The organism is Silvimonas sp. JCM 19000, assembly GCF_054652575.1.
This window is the reverse complement of record NZ_BAAIHC010000014.1, coordinates 1-19,379: the sequence shown is the minus strand read 5'-3', so window position 1 is coordinate 19,379 and position 19,379 is coordinate 1. Positions and strand designations below refer to the sequence as shown.

Annotated in this window: 21 protein-coding genes; 6 read left to right on the top strand and 15 right to left on the bottom strand. The window is 62.7% G+C overall.

The window, feature by feature from the left end:
* Positions 1 to 20: 20 nt before the first annotated feature.
* Complete coding sequence (gene pepP, locus ACYQ1A_RS13400; protein WP_499362729.1) at positions 21 to 1,316, bottom strand: Xaa-Pro aminopeptidase; 1,296 nt, start codon at positions 1,314 to 1,316, stop codon at positions 21 to 23.
* A gap of 190 nt (positions 1,317 to 1,506) precedes the next feature.
* Here pepP and ACYQ1A_RS13395 point away from each other — a divergent pair, with 190 nt between their 5' ends.
* Positions 1,507 to 2,316, top strand: coding sequence for a hypothetical protein (locus ACYQ1A_RS13395; RefSeq protein ID WP_499362727.1), 810 nt, complete (start codon positions 1,507 to 1,509; stop codon positions 2,314 to 2,316).
* Positions 2,317 to 2,352: 36 nt separating this feature from the next.
* Here the strand turns inward: ACYQ1A_RS13395 and ACYQ1A_RS13390 are convergent, their stop codons facing one another.
* The 8 genes from ACYQ1A_RS13390 to ubiA form a co-directional block, all read right to left on the bottom strand.
* Entirely contained in the window at positions 2,353 to 3,270 is a 918-nt protein-coding gene (locus tag ACYQ1A_RS13390) for a M48 family metalloprotease (protein WP_499362725.1), read from the bottom strand.
* Between the two features lies 1 nt (position 3,271).
* Positions 3,272 to 3,784 carry an SH3 domain-containing protein gene (locus ACYQ1A_RS13385; protein WP_499362723.1) on the bottom strand — a complete coding sequence of 171 codons (513 nt, stop codon included), beginning with the start codon at positions 3,782 to 3,784 and terminating at the stop codon, positions 3,272 to 3,274.
* Entirely contained in the window at positions 3,781 to 5,640 is a 1,860-nt protein-coding gene (locus ACYQ1A_RS13380; protein WP_499362721.1) for a CHASE2 domain-containing protein, read from the bottom strand. The genes ACYQ1A_RS13385 and ACYQ1A_RS13380 overlap by 4 nt, the downstream gene beginning before the upstream one ends.
* A 117-nt stretch (positions 5,641 to 5,757) precedes the next feature.
* Positions 5,758 to 6,585 (bottom strand): helix-turn-helix transcriptional regulator, encoded by an 828-nt coding sequence (locus ACYQ1A_RS13375; protein WP_499362719.1) that lies wholly within the window; start codon positions 6,583 to 6,585, stop codon positions 5,758 to 5,760.
* Positions 6,586 to 6,588: 3 nt separating this feature from the next.
* A complete protein-coding gene (locus ACYQ1A_RS13370) occupies positions 6,589 to 7,128 on the bottom strand; it encodes a YbhB/YbcL family Raf kinase inhibitor-like protein (protein ID WP_499362717.1) in 540 nt (179 codons plus the stop codon).
* A 118-nt stretch (positions 7,129 to 7,246) separates the two neighbouring features.
* Positions 7,247 to 7,975, bottom strand: coding sequence for a YebC/PmpR family DNA-binding transcriptional regulator (locus ACYQ1A_RS13365; RefSeq protein ID WP_499362716.1), 729 nt, complete (start codon positions 7,973 to 7,975; stop codon positions 7,247 to 7,249).
* Positions 7,976 to 8,039: 64 nt separating this feature from the next.
* Complete coding sequence (locus ACYQ1A_RS13360) at positions 8,040 to 8,885, bottom strand: hypothetical protein (RefSeq protein WP_499362714.1); 846 nt, start codon at positions 8,883 to 8,885, stop codon at positions 8,040 to 8,042.
* 8 nt (positions 8,886 to 8,893) lie between these two features.
* Positions 8,894 to 9,772, bottom strand: a complete 879-nt coding sequence (ubiA, locus tag ACYQ1A_RS13355) for a 4-hydroxybenzoate octaprenyltransferase (RefSeq protein WP_499362712.1) — start codon at positions 9,770 to 9,772, stop codon at positions 8,894 to 8,896.
* A gap of 255 nt (positions 9,773 to 10,027) precedes the next feature.
* Here ubiA and ACYQ1A_RS13350 point away from each other — a divergent pair, with 255 nt between their 5' ends.
* Positions 10,028 to 11,239 carry a WD40/YVTN/BNR-like repeat-containing protein gene (locus tag ACYQ1A_RS13350; RefSeq protein WP_499362710.1) on the top strand — a complete coding sequence of 404 codons (1,212 nt, stop codon included), beginning with the start codon at positions 10,028 to 10,030 and terminating at the stop codon, positions 11,237 to 11,239.
* Positions 11,240 to 11,316: 77 nt separating this feature from the next.
* Here the strand turns inward: ACYQ1A_RS13350 and ACYQ1A_RS13345 are convergent, their stop codons facing one another.
* Positions 11,317 to 11,841 carry a chorismate--pyruvate lyase family protein gene (locus tag ACYQ1A_RS13345; RefSeq protein ID WP_499362706.1) on the bottom strand — a complete coding sequence of 175 codons (525 nt, stop codon included), beginning with the start codon at positions 11,839 to 11,841 and terminating at the stop codon, positions 11,317 to 11,319.
* Positions 11,842 to 11,950: 109 nt separating this feature from the next.
* Here ACYQ1A_RS13345 and ACYQ1A_RS13340 point away from each other — a divergent pair, with 109 nt between their 5' ends.
* Genes ACYQ1A_RS13340 through bioH form a run of 4 tightly spaced genes read left to right on the top strand, consistent with a single transcriptional unit; the run spans position 11,951 to position 14,992 of the window.
* On the top strand, positions 11,951 to 12,685 hold the full coding sequence (locus ACYQ1A_RS13340; protein WP_499362704.1) for an AzlC family ABC transporter permease: 735 nt from the start codon (positions 11,951 to 11,953) through the stop codon (positions 12,683 to 12,685).
* Positions 12,682 to 12,993 carry an AzlD domain-containing protein gene (locus tag ACYQ1A_RS13335; RefSeq protein WP_499362702.1) on the top strand — a complete coding sequence of 104 codons (312 nt, stop codon included), beginning with the start codon at positions 12,682 to 12,684 and terminating at the stop codon, positions 12,991 to 12,993. The genes ACYQ1A_RS13340 and ACYQ1A_RS13335 overlap by 4 nt, the downstream gene beginning before the upstream one ends.
* A 26-nt stretch (positions 12,994 to 13,019) precedes the next feature.
* Complete coding sequence (gene bioF / locus ACYQ1A_RS13330; protein WP_499362700.1) at positions 13,020 to 14,225, top strand: 8-amino-7-oxononanoate synthase; 1,206 nt, start codon at positions 13,020 to 13,022, stop codon at positions 14,223 to 14,225.
* Entirely contained in the window at positions 14,222 to 14,992 is a 771-nt protein-coding gene (gene bioH, locus ACYQ1A_RS13325; protein ID WP_499362698.1) for a pimeloyl-ACP methyl ester esterase BioH, read from the top strand. Before bioF ends, bioH begins: the two co-directional genes overlap by 4 nt.
* 50 nt (positions 14,993 to 15,042) lie before the next feature.
* On the opposite strand, the gene ACYQ1A_RS13320 is transcribed toward bioH, so the two are convergent.
* From ACYQ1A_RS13320 to grxC, 5 genes are all read right to left on the bottom strand, one after another.
* Positions 15,043 to 16,656, bottom strand: coding sequence for an inorganic phosphate transporter (locus ACYQ1A_RS13320; RefSeq protein ID WP_499362696.1), 1,614 nt, complete (start codon positions 16,654 to 16,656; stop codon positions 15,043 to 15,045).
* Positions 16,657 to 16,828: 172 nt separating this feature from the next.
* A complete protein-coding gene (locus ACYQ1A_RS13315; protein WP_499362694.1) occupies positions 16,829 to 17,818 on the bottom strand; it encodes an NAD(P)H-dependent glycerol-3-phosphate dehydrogenase in 990 nt (329 codons plus the stop codon).
* Complete coding sequence (locus tag ACYQ1A_RS13310; protein WP_499362692.1) at positions 17,815 to 18,255, bottom strand: SH3 domain-containing protein; 441 nt, start codon at positions 18,253 to 18,255, stop codon at positions 17,815 to 17,817. Before ACYQ1A_RS13310 ends, ACYQ1A_RS13315 begins: the two co-directional genes overlap by 4 nt.
* Positions 18,239 to 18,712: a protein-export chaperone SecB gene (secB, locus tag ACYQ1A_RS13305; protein ID WP_062224634.1), complete on the bottom strand. Its 474-nt coding sequence runs from the start codon at positions 18,710 to 18,712 to the stop codon at positions 18,239 to 18,241. The genes ACYQ1A_RS13310 and secB overlap by 17 nt, the downstream gene beginning before the upstream one ends.
* Before the next feature lie 163 nt (positions 18,713 to 18,875).
* A complete protein-coding gene (gene grxC / locus ACYQ1A_RS13300) occupies positions 18,876 to 19,136 on the bottom strand; it encodes a glutaredoxin 3 (RefSeq protein ID WP_062224635.1) in 261 nt (86 codons plus the stop codon).
* Positions 19,137 to 19,379 lie beyond the last annotated feature (243 nt).

Below are 19,379 nucleotides of genomic sequence, written 5' to 3'. Positions count from 1 at the left end.
CTGCGGGTTCTCCGCGCGGCTCAAGCGCGCATCAAGGCTTCGATTTCGGCCACGGCTACCGGGCAATCCGCGGTCAGTACTTCATGGCCGTCGGCGGTAATCACGATATTGTCTTCGATGCGTACGCCAATTTGCTCAAACGCCTTGGGCACATTCGCCGCCGGGCGGATATACAAACCCGGTTCGATGGTAAACGCCATGCCCGGCTGCAGTTCGCGCCATGCGCCATCCTGGCGTTTGTAGGCCCCGGCATCGTGCACGTCCAGCCCCAGCCAGTGGCCGGTCTTGTGCATATAAAACTGGCGATAGGTGTTTTGTTCGATCGCGTCGGCAAACGGGCCTTTGATGAGGTCGAGGTCGATCAGACCTTGCGTCAGCACATTAACGGCGGCCTGGTGCATGGCGTCGTAGCTGCGGCCCGGCAGTGCTTCTTGCAACGCCGCGGCATGGGCGGCCAACACCAGTTCATACACGGCCTTTTGCTCGCCGGAGAACTTGCCATTGATAGGGAAGGTGCGGGTGATATCGCTGGCGTAGCCTTCGATTTCGCAACCGGCGTCGATCAGCAGCAATTCGCCGTCCTGCATGCGGCGGTTGTTTTCGCCGTAATGCAGCACGCAAGCATTGGGGCCGGACGCCACGATGGAGGTATAGGCTGGAAAGCGGCTGCCGCTGCGATAGTACTCATGCATCAGCTCGGCTTCGACTTCGTATTCAAACTGGCCAGGTCGGGCGCTGCGCATGGCGCGGCGGTGTGCGGCGGTGTTGATCAGCCCGGCGCGACGCATGATGGCGATCTCATGCGCGTCCTTGAACAAGCGCATTTCATCGATGCGTGCGCTGATGTCCACCAGCTCGGTCGGTGCGTGCACGCCGCTGCGGGCCTGGGCGCGGACGGCGTTGATCCAGCCCGCCAGCCGTAGATCCCACGCCGGATTGTGACCAAAAGCAAAGTACACGCGCGGCTGGTTGGAGAGCAGCTTGACCATCTCGGCATCAAGATCGTCGGTGGAATAGGCGGCATCAAAGCCGAATTTTTCCTGGGCCGCAGCCGGGCCGTAGCGATAGCCATCCCAGATTTCGTGAGTCTCGTCTTTGGGCCGACAGAACAGCACGGCTTGCGGCGCATCACCGATGACATGGGCGTACACGGCTTCCGGTTCTTCAAAGCCGGTCAGGTAATAAAAGCTGGAGTCGTAGCGAAACGGAAAGGTGGAATCGGCATTCCGGGTTTGTTCGGGCGCGGTGGGCAGAATCAGCACGCCAGCGGACAAATCAGCAATCAGGCGCTCACGGCGTTGGGAATACGGATGCATGCAGGCTCCAGACCGGCCCGGATCGCGCGCCGGATCAAAACAAGGGAAGGCCAGGCCGGGTGGCCGGGCGTAAACCGCGATTATAGCGAGGCCGCTGGCTTGCGTCTGGCGCGGCGCGAGTACGGTTGCGCTTGGCAGCGCGCGGCTCATGTTCCAGGGTTAAGCCATTGCCCTCAGCCGGAGCCGCACGGTGCTTGATTACTTTTTTCTGCCCGGGATAGGACTGGCGATTGGTTTGTGGGGTTTGTTCTTTGATGCACGCAAAAATCTGCGCAGCGTCGGCACCACCTTGCTGATCGTGATGATGGCGGCCTCGGCCATCTATACCGGCTGGTCGTCGTGGAACAAAAGCCTGGCCTCGGCCCATGCGGCACAAACCGCCGAAACGCGCGCCGCCAAGGTGCAGACCAATCTGGACAAGGCGCTGACGGCGCTGGCCAATCTGGATGTGCGCGCGGTGAATGTGGCCAGCCAGGTGGGCCGCGTTGATAGCGCGGTCACCAGCATCAGCGCGCAGGTCGAAAAACTCGGCCAGGCGCTGGGCATCCGGCCCGAGAACCAATCGCCGGAGAAGATTTCGCAAGGCCTCAAAGCGGCCCAGGCCACCGCCAGCATTGCCACGCCCGCAGTCAAGCAGGGCAACGCCGGCATCACCATCCAGTATTTTCCCAAGGATCTGGACCGCGATCTGATTCAGTCGGTACTGCTCAATAATCTGCAGAACGCCGGGTTTGCGCTCAAGTCGGGTAATGGCAACCCGACGCTTAAACACACGCCCACCAATAGCGTCTGGTATGGCGCGCAAGTACCCGCGGAAGCGGTGCGGCTGGTGGCGTTGTCGCTGTTGCAATCAGGCGTGCAGGTGCAATCGATTGCGCCGCTCAGCGACGCGAGCAATCCGGCCAAGGCCAGGTTGATCCAGATTGGCTCGCTGGCTGCCGCGCTGGATAAGCCGGTGTACACGGTGGAACAGATCAGCCAGTTCAATCCTGGTCATTAGGGCAACGGACCGGGCGAGGCGCAGGCGTAACGGCGCTCAGGGATTGCTGGTCAGGCCAACCTTGCCGTAGCGCTTGGCAAACGACTGGAAGCGCGCAGTGTTTTCGACGCCGTTGGCATAGGGCTCCAGTTGCGCGCCAACCACGGCATCAATCTTGTCCAGCCGGGCGCGCGGGCTGGGGTGGGTGGCGAACAGCAATTGCAGATTGCCGTCGGTGGGGTTCAGTGCGTCTAGCGCTTGCAAGACTGCGGCCAGCGCATACGGGTTGTAGCCAGCGCGTGCGCACAGCACCATGCCGCTGACGTCGGCCTCAAATTCATCGTCCTTGTCCAGCCCGCGCACATACACCTCAGAAAAGCCCGAAGCCAGATTGGCGCCTATCTGCTTGCCCGCATTGCTGCCCTTGTAGGCAATCGCGCCCTGCACCGCATTGCTCAAGGCATCGCGCCCGGCCGAGGACTGAATGGCCCGCAGATGATGATGGCGCAGCACGTGCGTGGTTTCGTGCCCTAACACACAGGCCAGTTGCGCTTCGCTTTGCATCTGACCGAGCAGACCGCGCGTAAGCAGCACGATGCCGCCGGGCATGGCAAAGCTGTTGATGGTGTCGGTGTCGATCACGCCAAAACGCCAGTTGAAACCGCTGGCTCCGCTCTGGCTGGCCACCCATGTGCCGACGTCGTTTACGTAGCGTTGCAGGGCAGCGTCATTCACCAGCGGCGCCGCGCCCAGCATATTCGAAGCCAGCCCGTCGCCGATGCTTTGTTCTTCTTGTGGCGAAATGCTGCGGTTGGCGTTGACCACGCCTTTGACGGTGCCGCTGAGCGCGTTCACCAGATCGGGATTGTTATTGAGCTTGTCCAGCACGCCATTCAGATCCAGCGCCTGGGCCGGTGCGGCCAGCACCAGCATCGGGCTGGCAAGGGCCAGCAAGGTGGAGAGGAGGTAACGCATTTTAATTGCTCCGGTTGCTGGCACGGGTGGCGATGTCGTCCACCTGGCGCGGCTTCAGTGGCACTTTGCGGGCAGCAGTGGCCGCCTGGCTGGTCGAGCTGGCGTAGTCATCCAGCTTCTGCAACTGCGCCGGATCCGGATGCGTGGCGGTGACTTCGCCGCTGGTAAGGCCTTTGACGCCGGTGGTGACGGTGGTGCCAGAGGAGCCCGTGGTCAGTACTTTGGCCAGCGTGCCCAGGCTATTGCCGCCGCTGCCCGCGCTGGCGCTGCCGGTGCGCACATTCAGCAATTTGATCCAGCCGCTCTGGCCATTGGCCTTGACCTGCATCCACGCGCCCTGGCGCGACACGATGCTGACGCTGTTGCCCGGGCTGACCTGGCCGGTGCTGCTGGCATCCAGAAACGGCTTTTGTTTGAGCTCGCTGGCGCGGATAACGGTGCCGGTTTCGGCGTGCGCCAGCAGGCTGCAGGCCAGTGCGGCCACGCCCAAGAGGTGGATCGATGTTGTTTTCATGGTGCGCTCCGGGTTGAGGTGGCGTGGTTGGCCGCCAGGGCATGCGGCTCATACAGGCGCACGCCCTGTTCACGCCCTTTGACCGTGTGGGTGCCGTGATCGGCAAAACCGAATGCATCGCCGCAAGCATCGCGAGTGGCTTGCGACACCAGGATGCGCGCCACGCCTTTGGTGGCGCCCTCGATGCGGCTGGCCAGATTGACGCTGTCGCCAATGGCGGTGTAATCCAGCCGCGCTGGCGAGCCGATCAGACCGACCACGGCCAGCCCGCTGTGCAGCCCGATGCCGATGTCAAAGTCGGCTTGCAGATCGGTTAGTTCGCGGCGGAAATCCTGCAGCACTTGCGCCATCTCCAGCGCGGCGCTGACGGCGTGTTGTGCATGCGCCGGATCATCCGTCGGCGCACCCCAGAAAGCCATGATGCAATCGCCGATAAACTTGTCCAGCGTGCCGCCGTGGCGGAATACCACGTCAACCTGGCGGCTGAAATAGCGGTTGAGCAGATCGACGATATATTCCGGCGGCCGTGTCTCCGACAGCGTGGTAAAGCCGCGGATATCCGAGAACAACACAGTGATTTCGCGGCTACGCGCCTGAGCGCTTTGATCCAGCTGGCCGGTTTCCAGCAATTGGCGCGCCACGCGGGGATCAACAAAGCGGCCGAACATGGCCAGCGCCTGCTCGCGCCGCTGTTTTTCTGCCAGCCACGCCTGTACTGCGCCTGCCAGATAAGCCAGCCATGCCCACACCAGCGGACCATACAGCGGCAGCACCCAGCGCTGGCCCAGCGCCAGCCATCCCGCCAGCACGCTCAGCACGGTTAGCCCTATCAAGGCCCAGCCCAGCCATAGCGCATCGATGCCCCAGGCAAATGCGCCCAGCAGCGCGGCGGTCAACAGCAGCGCCCATAGGCCCGCTTGCCAGCGCGGCGCCTGGCGCAACCAGTCGCCGTGCTGCAGGTTATCGATGGCGGTGGCCAGAATCTCAATGCCAGGATAGCTGCTGGACAACGGCGTCGGGCGCAAATCCTGCAGCCCCGGCGCGGCCGTGCCAATCAGCACGATCTTGTTGCGGAACTCATCGGCCGGGCGCTGCGGATGCTCGCGATTGAAATCGTAATAAAGATCGGCGTAACTCACGCGCTGATGCGGCCGGGTCCAGTTAAGGGTAAAGCGCCTGGCGTCAGGCAGGGGCCAGTGCTGGTCCTGGGCCAGCTGGGCCGGCAGGGAAGGCAGGCTCCAGCCCGCATATTCATGCCGCAACGCATAATGGCGGCCGATGCCATCGCGGTCGGCAACAAAGTTGATCAGGCCACCGCGCCAGGCGCTGGGGGCCACGGCTGTCGGCAATAACAGCGGCAGGCTGGCGTCGGGGTCGGCCCCGGCGCTGCGCCGCAGGCCGAGGCTGGGCGGCAGATCACGCAATTTGGGGCCGTTGCCATCGGCCAGCTGCACGCTGGGCAGATACAGCAAGGCGCGTTGCGCGTTGACGCTGTTTTGCCACAGCTGATCGCTGTCGGGGCGGAATGCGTCGGGCTCGTTAAACATCAGATCAAACACGATGGCGCGCGGATGTTGTTGGGCCAGGCCGTTGAGCATTTCGGCGTGGATGGCGCGCGGCCATGGCCAGCTGCCCGCGTCGTCCTGCATCGCGGTCAAACTGGCCTGATCGATATTGACGATGACCACATCCGCTGCCGCCGCACGCTGTTGGGCATGGCGCGCCAGCAGGCGGTCATTGCTCCAGTGATCGACCGCCGCAGTCAGCCGCAAACCGGCGTAATCAGCGGCAATCAGCGCCCAGATCAACGCGAGGAAGGTCAGCGGAAGGGGCAGCGCGACACGGCGTTGCGGCATGGTGTAACCCTGAAGATGGTCGCAGGGTTATAGCATGCCGCCTGGCTTTGCCCAATGCGTCGCCCCAGGTTTGTCGCTGATTTGTATCGGCTTTGAGAACAGTCGCGAAAACGGCAGTCAGGCCGCCGCGCGTTGGTGCCCGCGGATGCCGGTGGGGGCAAAGCCGTAGCGTTGCCGAAACCGGATGGCAAAGCGCGAAGCCGAGTCATAACCCACCGCCAGCGCAATCTGCGTGACCGGCTGCGAGGTGCATTGCAGCAAGGTCAGTGCGCTGGCCATGCGGACCTCGTTCAGCAGCGCACTCAGCGTCAATTGCTCTTGCGCCAGGCGGCGGCGCAACGTGGCCTCACTGGTGGCGCAATGGTGGGCGACTTCGGCCGCGCTCCACGGTCGCGCCGGATCGCTCAAAAACAGCTGACGCAAACGCTGGCCAAGGCTGTTGCGGGTATCGGGCGAAAACTGCACCCCTGCTTCGGCCAGCCACAACAGCATCTCGAGCATGCGTTGTTGCGCCACGCTGTGCGGAATATGCGGCTGGGCCAGCCCGGCTACTGCGTGCAGATAGCTGGCGTAGAAATCGGCCGAAATCGCCCCGAGCGGCTGCACGCTGTGTACGGTCTGCACCGGCCGTCGCGCCGCGCCGGGTGCCAGCCCTTGCGCCGCGGCCATGATCATCGCGTTATCCCACCCCAAAGACGTGGCCTGATACGCATGCTCGCCTGCGCGGCGGTTGGTCACGTCCAACACCAGCCCGGCCGCGATCACTACCGCCTGGCCAGCCTCGATGATCTGCTCGCGCTGTTGCCAGCGCAGCAGCTTGCTGCCTTCGCGCACCATCAGCAGCAAAGGCTGGTCGACGCTGACGCGCAGCATCTGCATTTCGCCGTATTGCTCGATTTGCGCGGCAAAACCCAGACCGGCGCGGCTGATGATCTGACGGCTCATGCGTTAGCGGCTCCAGGTGGCGGTGTAACTGGCTTTGGCCAGCGTTGCAAAGTGTGCCACGAAGCCTGCGGTGGCGGGCGTCACGCCGGGCGGCACGTCCAGCTTTGGCGTTTTGAGGGCGATGACGGTGATCAGATAGCGATGCGTTTCGCCCAGCGGCGGACAAGGGCCGAGGTAACCGGGCTGGCCGGTGTCATTGCTGATTTGCAGCGTACCGGAGGGCAATGTCGCGGGCTGGCTGGCGGCACCGCGCGGCAATTGCGTGGTGGTGGGCGGCAGATTGGCAATTACCCAGTGCCAGTAGCCCGAGCCGGTTGGCGCGTCCTGGTCATACATGGTCACCATAAAGCTTTGTGTGGCGGCGGGGGCGTTGCGCCAGACGATCTGCGGGGACTGGTTGCCGCCGCTGCAGCCAAAGCCATTGGCAATCAGCGCGGGGGAAAAACGATGGTCGGGCAGATCAGGGCTGCTCACTTCAAATTCAGCGGCGCCAGCGCAGGAGGCAAGCAATGCAGCAACAGGGATCAAATGGCGGGGGGACATACTGGCTCTCCGGAACAGTGAACGGTAGAGCCAGTATGCGTTGCAGCGGCAGCGGACTTGATCCGGCACCAATCAGATATGGTGCCGATCCGCTCAAACTGCGTGGATGGCGTCGGCTTTACTCTTCATCCATCACGGCGGTGGTGTACACCTCTTGCACGTCGTCCAGGCTTTCCAGTGCGTCGAGCAGTTTCTGCATTTTGGCCACGTCGTCGCCGGTGATTTCGGTTTCGGCCAGCGGCTTCATGGTGACTTCGCCCATTTCGGCCTTGAAGCCAGCGGCTTCGAGCGTGTCTTTGATGCCGACATATTCGTACGGCGGGGTGATCACTTCGATCGAACCGTCGTCGTTGGTCACCACGTCATCGGCACCGGCTTCCAGCGCGGCTTCCATCAGTGCGTCTTCGTTGGTGCCCGGCGCAAAAATCAGATAACCACAGTGTTTAAACTGGAACGACACGCAACCATCGGTACCCATATTGCCGCCGTACTTGGCAAAGGCATGGCGCACATCGGCCACGGTACGGACTTTGTTATCGGTGAGGCAATCCACCATGATGGCCGCGCCGTTCAGGCCGTAGCCTTCGTAGCGGGTCTCGGCGTAGTCCACGCCTTCCAGATTGCCGGTACCGCGGTCCACTGCGCGCTGGATATTGTCTTTGGGCATGTTGGCCGCCAGACCTTTATCGATTGCCAGACGCAGACGCGGGTTCATGTTGACGTCGCCGCCGCCCATTTTGGCAGCGACGGTAATTTCTTTGATCAGACGGGTAAACACCTGGCCGCGCTTGGCGTCCTGACGGCCTTTACGATGTTGAATATTCGCCCACTTGCTATGGCCGGCCATGATGAGACTTCCCTGCTAAAGCGGTTAGAAAAGATAGGCGCGGATTTTAGCACAGCCGGGCGGGTCAGCCACCGTGCCCCAGTCGGCCCAGCGCATAAGCCAACACCGCGCTGACCATCACCAGCACGGCGGCGCTGCGTCGTTGCCACAGCGCCAGCACTGCCGCGCTCCACAGCACGCACAACACCAGCGCCGGCCAACGCGGCAGCCAGATCCAGCTGATGCAGGCGGGCAGCGTAATCAGCAACCAGCCCAGCCAGGCGGCGCGCATGCGGGTGGTACGGTCGGGGGCGGTGGGGGCCAGGTCGGGCAACCAGGCGAGCAAATCGGGCAAAACCTGGTCGGCCTGTTCGGCCAGCGCGGCGACCAGACGTGCGGCGCTGGCGGGCGGGGCGCCGGCGCTGATCAACAAGGCTTGCAGGCCGACGATTTCTTCCGGACCGGGCAGCACCGCCGCATCCGCGTTGTCGGGGCTCAGGGCAACTGGCACCACGCTGCCGCGCGGCGTGCGCCCGGCGCGGACGCTTTGCCAGATCAAACCGCCCAGCAACAGCAGCCAGCACATAAAGGCAATCGTGGGCGTTAACAGATTCAGCCCCGCCAGCAACAACGGCAAGGTGGCAATCGCTAGCGCGGCATCCTGGGCGCTTTGATGCGCAATGCGGCTGACGCTGCGGGCATGCAGCGCATACAGGGCCGCGCCGGGTAAGCGGCTGGCGCGCAAGACCGGCCACGCCAGTAGCGGGCCAAACCGCCGCAGCAGCCACAAAGGCATGCGCGGCGGGTCAGCCAGCGGCGTCTGTAACGCGGCGATTTCCAGCCAGTACCATTGCCGCGGCGTGCCCGCCTCGGCGTCGGATAGCTGCAAGGCCAGCGCACGCGGCGCGGTAATCAGGGCCGTCCACGCCATCGGGCGGCTTAGCCGTGCAGCCAGTAATCCAGCAACAGCCCGGCAAAAATCACACCACCGATGCGGTTGTTGGTCAGAAAGGCTTTGAAGCAACGCTGCGGGTTGCGATCCTTGATCAGCGGATATTGCTGGAACAGCATCAGCGCCAGCGCCGCCGCCAGCCCGATGGCATACGGCAGGCCGCGGCCGCTATACCAACCGGCCCACGCCATTACGCCCAGAAACACAAAATGGCACAGCATGACGGCGGCCACATCAAAGCGGCCAAAGGTAATCGCCGAGGTCTTGATGCCGATCTTCAGATCGTCTTCGCGGTCGGTCATGGCGTAGGCGGTGTCGTAGGCGATGCTCCAGAACATATTGCCCAGCAACAAAATCCACGCAATCGGCGGCAAGGCGTTGGTCAGCGCCGCATACGCCATCGGAATGCCAAAGCCGAAGGCAATGCCCAGATAGGCTTGCGGGATGGCCAGAAAGCGTTTGGTAAAAGGATAACTGGCCGCCACCAGCACCGCCGGAATCGACATCCAGCGCGTGAGCGGATTAAGTGGCAGCACCAGCAAGAAAGCCAGCAAAGCCAGAATGGTGGCCAGCCACAACGCCTCTTTGCCGGACACCAGACCGGCCGCCATGGGGCGATGCTGGGTGCGTTCGACATGGCCATCAAAGTCGCGGTCGGCGTAATCGTTGATCACGCAGCCCGCCGAGCGCATCAGGATGGTGCCCAGCACAAAGATCAGCACAATGCGCCAGTCCGGCCGCCCGGCTCCGGCAAACCACAAGCCCCACAGCGTGGGCCAGAGCAGCAGCAGACTGCCGATGGGTTTATCCATGCGGGTGAGTTTGAGATAGAGCGTCAGGCGGGAAGGTTGGGCAGCAAGGGTCATGGCGAAAACACGCAAACTGGAGCAAGTGCGCAGTGTGCCGCAAAGGTTGTCTGGCTGGAAGCGGCCACGCGGGCGGGCCGCAGGGCGCCGCGCTGGGCATGCCGCCTGGCGTAATGTCTTGAAAGATGCATTTCGATACACGAAAGACGTCGTTTCAGTTGGCGCGGAATGCGTTAATCTTGTCGCCTTCCAGGCTTGCGCCTGGCATGACCGCCTGCCGGTCTCTTGATCAAAAATTAACGGAAGCCGCTCAACGTGAACATTTTTTCCAAACGGGCCGTCGCCCTCAGCCTCAGTCTCGCTCTGGTCGCTTGCGGCGGCTCGTCCGATTCAGATACCGCCGCGCCGACGGGCTTTACTGTGCTGCCCGCGGATGGTGCCGTGCTGGTCAGCTGGGACACGGTCTCGGGGCTGACTTATTGGCTGTTCAGCGCGCAAACCACCACGCTGACCCGCGACAACATCCTGAAGCAACCCAGCCCGCGCATTCTGGATGGCATTACCTCGCCGTATTCGCAGACGGGCCTGACCAACGGCCTGCCGTATTCGTTCTTGATGAATGCCGCAGTCGGCTCGGATAAAGCCGGTGCCACCACCGCCGCCCAGACCGTCACCCCGATGGCATCGGGCTACACCTGGACTGCGGGCCCGGTGATGGACGCCGGCACGCGCCGCGGTATCTCAGGTGGTGCAGGCGTGTATGTGGCGGTTGGCCTTGGCGGCAGCATCTATACCAGCACCCCGGCGGCGCAAACGTGGACAGCGCGCACTTCCAACACCACCAATGACCTGCGCGGCGTGACCTATACCACGGCGCTGGGCGATGTCTTTGTGGCGGTTGGCGCCAACGGCACCATCCTGACCAGCGTAGACGGTCTGACCTGGACCACGCAGACCTCGGGCACCACCACCAATCTGACCGGCGTGGCCGTTAGCGCCAGCTACTATGTGGCCGTTGGCGACAATGGCGCGGTGCTGCGTTCGAGCGATGGCGTGAGCTGGACTGCGCAAACCGCGTTTACCTCGTCCAATCTGCTCGGCATTTACTACAACTCGATCGACAGCAAGTTCTACGCCGTGGGCGTGGGCGGCATCATGTTTACCAGCTCGGATGGCGCCAGCTGGACCCAGATCACCACCAACACCAGCAGCGATCTGTACAGCGTGGCCGCCAGTGCCGACGACGTGCGCGTGGCCGTGGGCGCCAACGGTACGATTATTGAAAGCACCGATGGCACCACCTGGACTGTGCAGTCGTCGCCGACCACGCAAACCCTGTACGCCGCAGCATGGGGCTCGCAGTTTGAAGCGGTTGGCGCCGGGGGTGTGGTGTTGAATGGCACCACCACCGGTACGGTCTGGACCACGGCCAATTCTGGCGTGACCTCGGATCTGTATGCGCTGACCTTTGCCTATTACCGCTTGCTTGCCGTCGGCGCAGCGGGGGTCAACACCCTGTCGTACTAAGCGCGCGTTATAAAACAACGGCCCCGGCCGCGCAGGAACTGTCCTGGCGCGCCGGGGCCGTTTTGCGTTGGGGGTGGCTAGAAGGCGGGCGGCAGAAACACTTCAGTCACCAACAACCGATCCGGCCCGCTGATAAACAACGAGCGCCGCGCCCACAAGCGCGCGGGCAAAGGCCCGACCGCAGCGCGCGCTTGCTGCCATAGCGGATGACGGCGGTCGATCTGGCGCCACGCCAGCGGGCTGCGGCGGATGGTCGGGTCGGCAAACAGCATGGAACCGAGCGAGCGATTGCCGATGCCCTTCAGCCGCCGGAAACCGCCGCGCACCGCGCTGCGCGAAGCCACGCTATGCGCATACACCAGCGGCATCTCTGCGCTCAGTAACAACACATCGCGCGTTAGTACGCGCACGCGGCGCGGTAGTTGCAAGGTGGCCAGTTCGTCGGCGTGCGGCGCCTGCTCACGCTGGCGCAAGACGCGCACGCTGAACGCTGGATAGTGCGCCACCAGGCGGGCGGTCAGCGAGCCGCGTTCGCTCAGCCAGGGCTGCAAGGCGCGCGGAGCAAGGCATTGCGGATGGTGCCAGCGAAATCGGGTAGGCATGGGAGCGGGTCGTCTTGCTTTTTTGTCGGCGCAATTATGCACTGTTTGGCTGCGCCGCAGCAGGCACTGTGCCGAGGCGAAACAGCAGGTCTCCGCTAGAATGCGGGCCATGACTTCTCTCGCAACCCCCACGGCGCCGTCCGCGCCCCACCTGCATCCCGCTGGCTTCTGGCAAGGCGCGCGTGACACGCTGCCTATGCTGATCGGCGCCGCGCCCTTTGGCGTTATCTACGGCACGCTGGCCATTTCGCACGGATTACCGGTCTGGGCCACCTTCCTGATGTCGGCCCTGGTGTATGGCGGGGCCAGCCAGTTTATCGCCGTAACCCTGCTCGCCACCGGCACGGCCGCGCCCATCATCATCGCGACCACCTTTATTGTTAACTTGCGCCACGCCCTGTATAGCGCGGCCTTGCTGCCTGCCGTCAGCACTTTGCCGCGCAGTTGGCGCGCGGGCATGGCGTGGTTTCTCACCGATGAGACCTTTGCCATCGTGTTTCACAAGCTCGACAGCGGCGAGCCGGTGCATCTGGCGCGCTTTTATATGGGCTCGGCGCTGGCCATGTTCAGCAACTGGTTGTTCTGGACCGGTATGGGCATCGTGCTGGGCCATAGCCTGCCCGGCATTGCCGGTTGGGGCCTTGAATTTGCCATGGTGGCCACCTTTGTCGGCATCGTGGTGCCACTGCTCAAAGATCGTTCGCATGTGGCAGCGGCGCTGGCTGCTGCCGTCGTCGCGATTGCGGCGCGTGAATTACCCTACAAGCTGGGCCTGATGGTGGCCGCGCTGGTGGGAATTGGCGTTGGCGTGCTACTTGCTCCCAAAGCGGAGGACAAGCCATGAATACGCTGCTGTTATTGCTGGGCATGGCGGCCGTCACTTATCCGGTGCGCGCCGGTTTGTGGTTGCGCGGTGGGCAGATTCCGCCACGGCTGAAGCAAGCGCTTGATTACGTGCCGACTGCGGTGCTGACCGCCATCACCGTCCCCGCCGTGTTGCTGCACGACGACCAGCTCTGGCTAAGCTGGCATAACGCACAGCTGGCTGGCGCACTGGTCACCGGGGTGATCGTCTGGCGCACGCGCCATCTGCTGTGGGGCATCGGCGCCGGGCTGGTGGTATATGCGCTGTGGCGAGTGCTGCTGGCCTAGGCCGGGCTTGTCGTACAATCGCGGCCATGGCTCAAACCCCGCATCCTTCTTCGCCGTTTGCCACGCTGGCAGACGAACTGACCCAGCGCCGCGCTGATCATCTGTATCGCCAACGCCCCTTGCTGCAATCGCCGCAGGGGCCAGTGGTGACGGTGGCAGGGCAGTCGCTGAATAATTTTTGTAGCAATGATTATCTAGGCCTGGCCCATCATCCGCGTCTGATCGCCGCAGCGCAGGACGCAGCGGCGCAGTGGGGCGTGGGTAGTGGCGCATCGCATCTGGTGTGCGGCCACCAACAGCCGCATCAAGACGCCGAAGACGCGCTGGCCGCCTTTGTCGGTAAACCCGCCGCGCTGACTTTTGCCACCGGTTATCTGGGCAATCTGGCGGTCATCACCGGGCTGCTGGGGCGCGAGGACGCCGTGTTTGCCGACAAGCTCAACCATGCCTCGCTGAACGACGCCTGCATGTTGTCGCGCGCCAGTTTCAAGCGTTATGCCCACAATGATCTGGCGCAACTGGCGCATCTGCTGGCGCATACGCCCGCCCGGCGCAAGTTGATCGTGGCCGATGCTGTGTTCAGCATGGACGGCGATCAGGCGCCGCTGGCGGAGTTGCTGGCGCTGGCCGAGGCGCACGATGCCTGGCTGTTTATTGACGATGCCCACGGTTTTGGCGTGCTTGGCGACGGGCGCGGCGCCATGGCGGCGGCGCATATCGACTCGCCCCGGCTGATCTATCTGGCCACGCTGGGCAAGGCCGCCGGAGGCGCCGGCGCTTTTGTCGCAGCGGAGGCGGTGGTGATCGATTATCTGATCAACCATGCGCGGCCCTACATCTATACCACTGCCGCGCCAGCGCTGCTGGGGGCGGTGACGCTGGCCAGCCTGGCGGTAATCCAGTCCGAACCCGAACGGCGCGCCACGCTGCGTAGCCATATCGCCAATCTGCGCACGCGCTTGCTGGCAGCGCAGGTGGCGTTGATGCCTTCGTCCACCCCGATCCAGCCGGTGCTGATGCCAGATAGCGCTACCGCGCTGGCGGCCTCGCAGGCTTTACGCGAACGCGGGCATTGGGTGGCCGCCATCCGTCCGCCTACGGTACCGTCGCCACGCCTGCGCATCACTTTGTCGGCCGCGCATGACGCTGCCGCCGTGACGCAACTGGCCGATGATCTGATCGATATTCTGCGGCAACTTGCCGCGACGCCTCTGACAGGAAAAACGCGGTGAGCCTGTATTTTGAAAGCATCGGCCAAGGCGCCGACGTGGTGTTTCTGCACGGTTGGGCCATGAATGGCATGGTCTGGCGCCAGGTTACTGCGGCACTGGCGGACGAATTTTGCTGCCATCGCGTCGATCTGCCCGGCTGCGGGCGGAGTGACAGCATCACGCCGTATACGCTGGATCAACTGGTGAGCGCGGTGGACGCGGCGTTTCCGTTGCCGGTGCATGTGGTCGGCTGGTCGCTGGGCGGGGCAGTGGCCACGCAATGGGCTTTGCAGCAATCCGAAAAGGTGCGCTCGCTCACGCTGGTGGCCGCGTCGCCCAGTTTTGCCCAGCGCGCTGACTGGCCGTGCGCGACGCCGCTGCCGGTGTTGCAGCAGTTCACCGATCATCTCGGCGGCGACTGGCGCGGTACGCTCAAGCGCTTTGTCGCGCTGCAAACCATGGGTGGCGGCGAAGCACGCGAGCTGGCACGGCAGCTGATCGATGATTTATTTGGCCATGGTGAACCCGACGCGGCCGCGCTCAAGGCCGGTCTCGACATCTTGCGCGACACCGATTTGCGCGCAGAGGTGGGCAAGCTGGCGCTGCCCGTGCTGCTGCAATATGGCGATCGCGATGCCATGACGCCGCTGGCTGCGGGGCAGTGGCTGGCGGAACAGATCGCCGGCGCGCAGTTGGTAACGCACCGCGGCGCGGCGCATGTGCCGTTCTTGTCGCATCTGGCTGATTTTGTGGCGGCACAACGGCAGTTCTTGCGCGATGCCAGCTAACTGAAAACGGGCGCCACCGCGCCCGTTTTTTTGCCAAGCTGACGGCAGCATCAGCTACCCAACTGACTGAAAATCCAGTACAAGCCGCCGGCCAGCGCCATTGCGGCGGGCAGCGTCAGCACCCATGCCATCAGCAAATTGCGCACCGTGCTCATCTGCAGGCCCGAGTGATTGGCCGCCATGGTGCCGGCAATGCCCGACGACAACACATGGGTGGTGCTGACCGGCAGCCCATACATGTCGGCCGCGGCAATCGTGGTCATTGCCACCAACTCGGCGCTGGCGCCTTGCGCGTAGGTCAGGTGGCTCTTGCCTATCTTCTCTCCCACCGTGACCACGATGCGTTTCCAGCCCACCAGCGTGCCCAGGCCGAGCGCAATGGCGACGGCAATCTTGACCCAGGTCGGGATAAAGCGGGTGGCGTTATCCAGGGTCTTGCGATAGTTGGCGACCACCACCGCATCATCGCCGCTAAGCGGGCTATGCGCGTCTTTAAGCAATAAGCGCAGCGCTTCGGAGTTCAGGTACATGTCATTGCGTACGTTCTGCACCACGGTATTGGGCAAACGGTTCAACGTGTCGTATTGCGCCGTCTGATTGGCGATCGCGCCAGCGAGTGCCGTAACGGCGGGCAAGGTGTCCGGCGCAATGCTGCGGGTCTGGATAAAGCGTTGCACGGCCGCACGATAGTCCTGCGGTGCCGGGTCAGCGCTGTGTTGCTTTAACGTGGCCTGCACTTGCTGCGACACCGCCTGAAACGTGACCACCTCCTGCTGCGGCAGCGCGCGGTTCAGCGCGTAGGTGGTCGGCAAGATCCCGATCAGGATCAGCATGATCAGCCCCATGCCTTTCTGCCCGTCATTGGAACCATGAGCAAAGCTGACGCCAGTGCAGGTCAGCACCAGCAGGCCACGGATCCACCACGGCGGCGGGGCATTGGTTTTCGGCTCTTTGTACAAAGCCGGGGCGCGCACCAGCAATTTCATCAACAACAACAGCAGCGCGGCGCAAAAGAAGCCCACCAGCGGCGACAACAGCAGCGACTTGCCCACATTAAGCACTTGCGACCAATCCACGCCCGTGGTGTGCCCGTTGCCGCCTGACATCAACTGATTGGCCAGACCCACGCCGATAATCGAACCAATCAGCGTATGCGAGCTGGACGCGGGCAAGCCCAGCCACCACGTCCCCAGGTTCCAGATGATGGACGCGATCAACAGCGCAAACACCATGGCGAAACCGGCGTGGCTGCCCACATGCAGAATCAGCTCGACCGGCAGGAGCGAAATGATGCCAAACGCCACCGCGCCACTAGAAAACAGCACGCCCAGAAAATTAAAGAAACCGGACCAGACCACGGCAAAGGTGGCGGGCAGCGAATGCGTGTAGATGACAGTGGCGACGGCATTGGCGGTGTCATGAAAGCCGTTGACGAACTCAAAGCCGAGCGCAATCAGCAAGGCGACGCCCAGCAGGATATAGGGCAGCCAACTGCTGGTGGCGGTGGCTGCGGCGTCAATATCGTGCGCGAGGCTGAAAACCGTAAAAACAATGCCGCCGAGCAGCAACAAACCGAACAGGCCGATCGCCAGCGGGCCGTTCTGTTTTTCGAGCGAGGGGCGTGGGCCGCTGCGTGCGGCCTCGAACGTAGTAGCGTCGGACATGGCACATCTCCGTGGGTTTGTGCGCCCGACGCTACGCGTCGTTTGTTGCAGAATCATGATCGTTTGCTGACGTGCGATCAGTGGCGCAACTTATCTGCAGAAACAAAAACGCCCGGAAAAACCGGGCGTTAGAGAGGGGCGATCAAGCTTTCCGTCAGCGCGGTGGTCAGCCTTATTCGCCTTCGCGACGCGGTGCGCGCCCCATCAGGGTCTGTAATACATCGGCTACTGCGGCATCTTCAAACAACACGCGACAGACACCGGCAGTAATCGGCATATCGACGCCCAGCGCTTGCGCCTGGCGCCAGACTTCGCGTGCCGCCGGAACGCCTTCGGCAACGTGACCAAGGTTCTGCAGCACATCATCCAGCTTGAGCCCCTCTGCCAGCAGCAAACCCACGCGTCGGTTGCGCGACAGGTCACCGGTGGCTGTCAGCAGCAAATCGCCGATGCCGGCCAGGCCCATAAAGGTTTCCGGCCGGGCGCCTTGCGCCGCGCCAAAGCGCGCCATTTCTGCCAGACCACGCGTCAGCAAAGCGGCACGGGCATTCAAACCGTAATTCATCCCGTCGCAAATGCCGGCGGCGATGGCCAATACGTTTTTGACGGCAGCGCCGATTTCGACACCCACCAGATCGTCGCTGGCATACAAACGCAAGACCGACGTATTCAGCGCATTGGCCGTGCGCTGCGCAAATTCGCCGTCGCTGGCGGCAATCGTCACCGCAGATGGCAGACCGCGCGCCACTTCTTGCGCAAAGCTGGGACCCGACAGCATGCCGCGTGGCACATCAGCCGGCATTTCTTCTTCGGCCACCTGATGCGGAAATTTCATCGTGCCCGCTTCCAGCCCTTTACAGGCCCACAGCACAGGCGCGCGCGAACCGGCCGCCGTCAACGCCTTCAGTGTCGGGCGCAGGCCAGACAAGGGCGTGACCAGCAAGATCAGCTCCGCGCCAGCGATGGCGACGGCAAGATCGGCATGCACACTCAAACTATCGGGAAACGGCGAATCAGCCAGATAACGGATATTGGCGCGGGCGGCCTGCATATCGCTGGCCTGTTGCTGGTCGCGACACCAAAGCGCCACCTGGTGCTGACCAGCAAAACGGATCGCCAGCGCGGTACCCCAGGCGCCTGCGCCCAGAACTGCAAGTTTCATGCGCCCCAAACCTCTTCGATACGAACAAAACCCGTCGCGCCGTCGCGATGCTTGACCTTGAGCCAGCCCGCGCGGTTGTTATCGACGAGTTCGAACAACACATCCTTGTCGGCATGCAATACCACGGGCGAAGACAGATCCGCCTGCTGGCGCACATCCAGCGCTTTGGTGGCCACGACAATATGCTTATTGGATAGATCGGCCTTGTGCACCCAGGCCAGCGTGCCATCGCGATCGCGCACGCGTGCCCATGCGTCTGCTTCAGACAGCACCTCGAGCGGCGTGTTGCGGCTGATCACAAACAGCTTTTTTGCGGAATCTTGCGGCGCCTGGTACAGCACAACGCCGTGATGAGAGGCCGAGCGGATATCGAGTGCATGCACCGCGCCACTGCACAGCAGCAGCGCGGTGAGCAGCGACTTAGTGAGTCGTTGCATCGGCATTGGCGGCTTCAGCTTGCTGAGCGCGTTGCTGCAGATAGATGGCTTCAAAATTGATCGGTTGCAGCAGGAAAGGCATAAAGCCGGCGCGGGTGGTCAGATCAGACACGGCTTCGCGCAGATACGGGAACAGAATGCTCGGGCAACCGATACCCAGCAGCGGTTCCATTTCTTCTGCCGGAATGTTTTCGATCGAGAACAGACCCGCTTGCGTCGCTTCAACCAGGAACAGGGTGCGTTCGCCAACCTTGGCCTGAATGGTGGCGGTCAGCTGGGCTTCATAGAAGCCATTGTCAAAGCCGGTGGCCTGATTGCGGAACTGCACGCTGAACTCAGGGGTTTCTTGTTCCATAAAAGCGCCGGGGCTGTTCGGCGATTCCAGCGAAACGTCTTTGACATACACTTTCTGAATCGCGAAAACCGGTTGCTTCGCGTCTTGGTTCTGTTCGCTCATCGCGACATCCTTCCTTGTATTGCGGCGGGGCCGCGCGCTTCTTGATTTAAAAAAACCATCTCGTGTTTTACAGAATGCTGCTCGAACAGCATTCGGGTCATGGCTTGCAGTGGGCCATGACTGCGGCCGAAATCATCGCACGAAAGTCCGGGCGCTGCCAGCTTCAGTCATCCGCCAGTAAGGGCGCCAGACCACCGGCCCGATCCAGCGCCGACAGATCATCAAAACCACCCACATGCGTATCGCCGATATAGATCTGCGGCACGGTACGGCGGCCGGTGCGCTCCATCATTTCCTGCTTGCGACCGGGCTCCAGATCGACACGTATCTTGTCGATCTGCTCAACGCCGCGCTGAGCCAGCAAGCGTTCGGCCATGACACAGAACGGGCAAACCCCAGTGGTATACATCAAGACCTTGGCCATATTGTTGCTCCTTATCAATGCATTCTTTAATGCGGGCGATAGGGAGGGATGGTGGGGCCTGTCGGGGCTGGCATCAAGCGGCACGCCTTTGCACGCAGATATCTGGCTCGGATTACGCCACTTATATTAGATACCTGAAAAAATTCCGGGCGTGTTTTAAGCATGGATTAAACCAGATCGCTAAAAGCAGGCGTCTAGCCGCGTTAAAGAATCTTTAACAAAAGATTTGCTGGCGGATCAGAG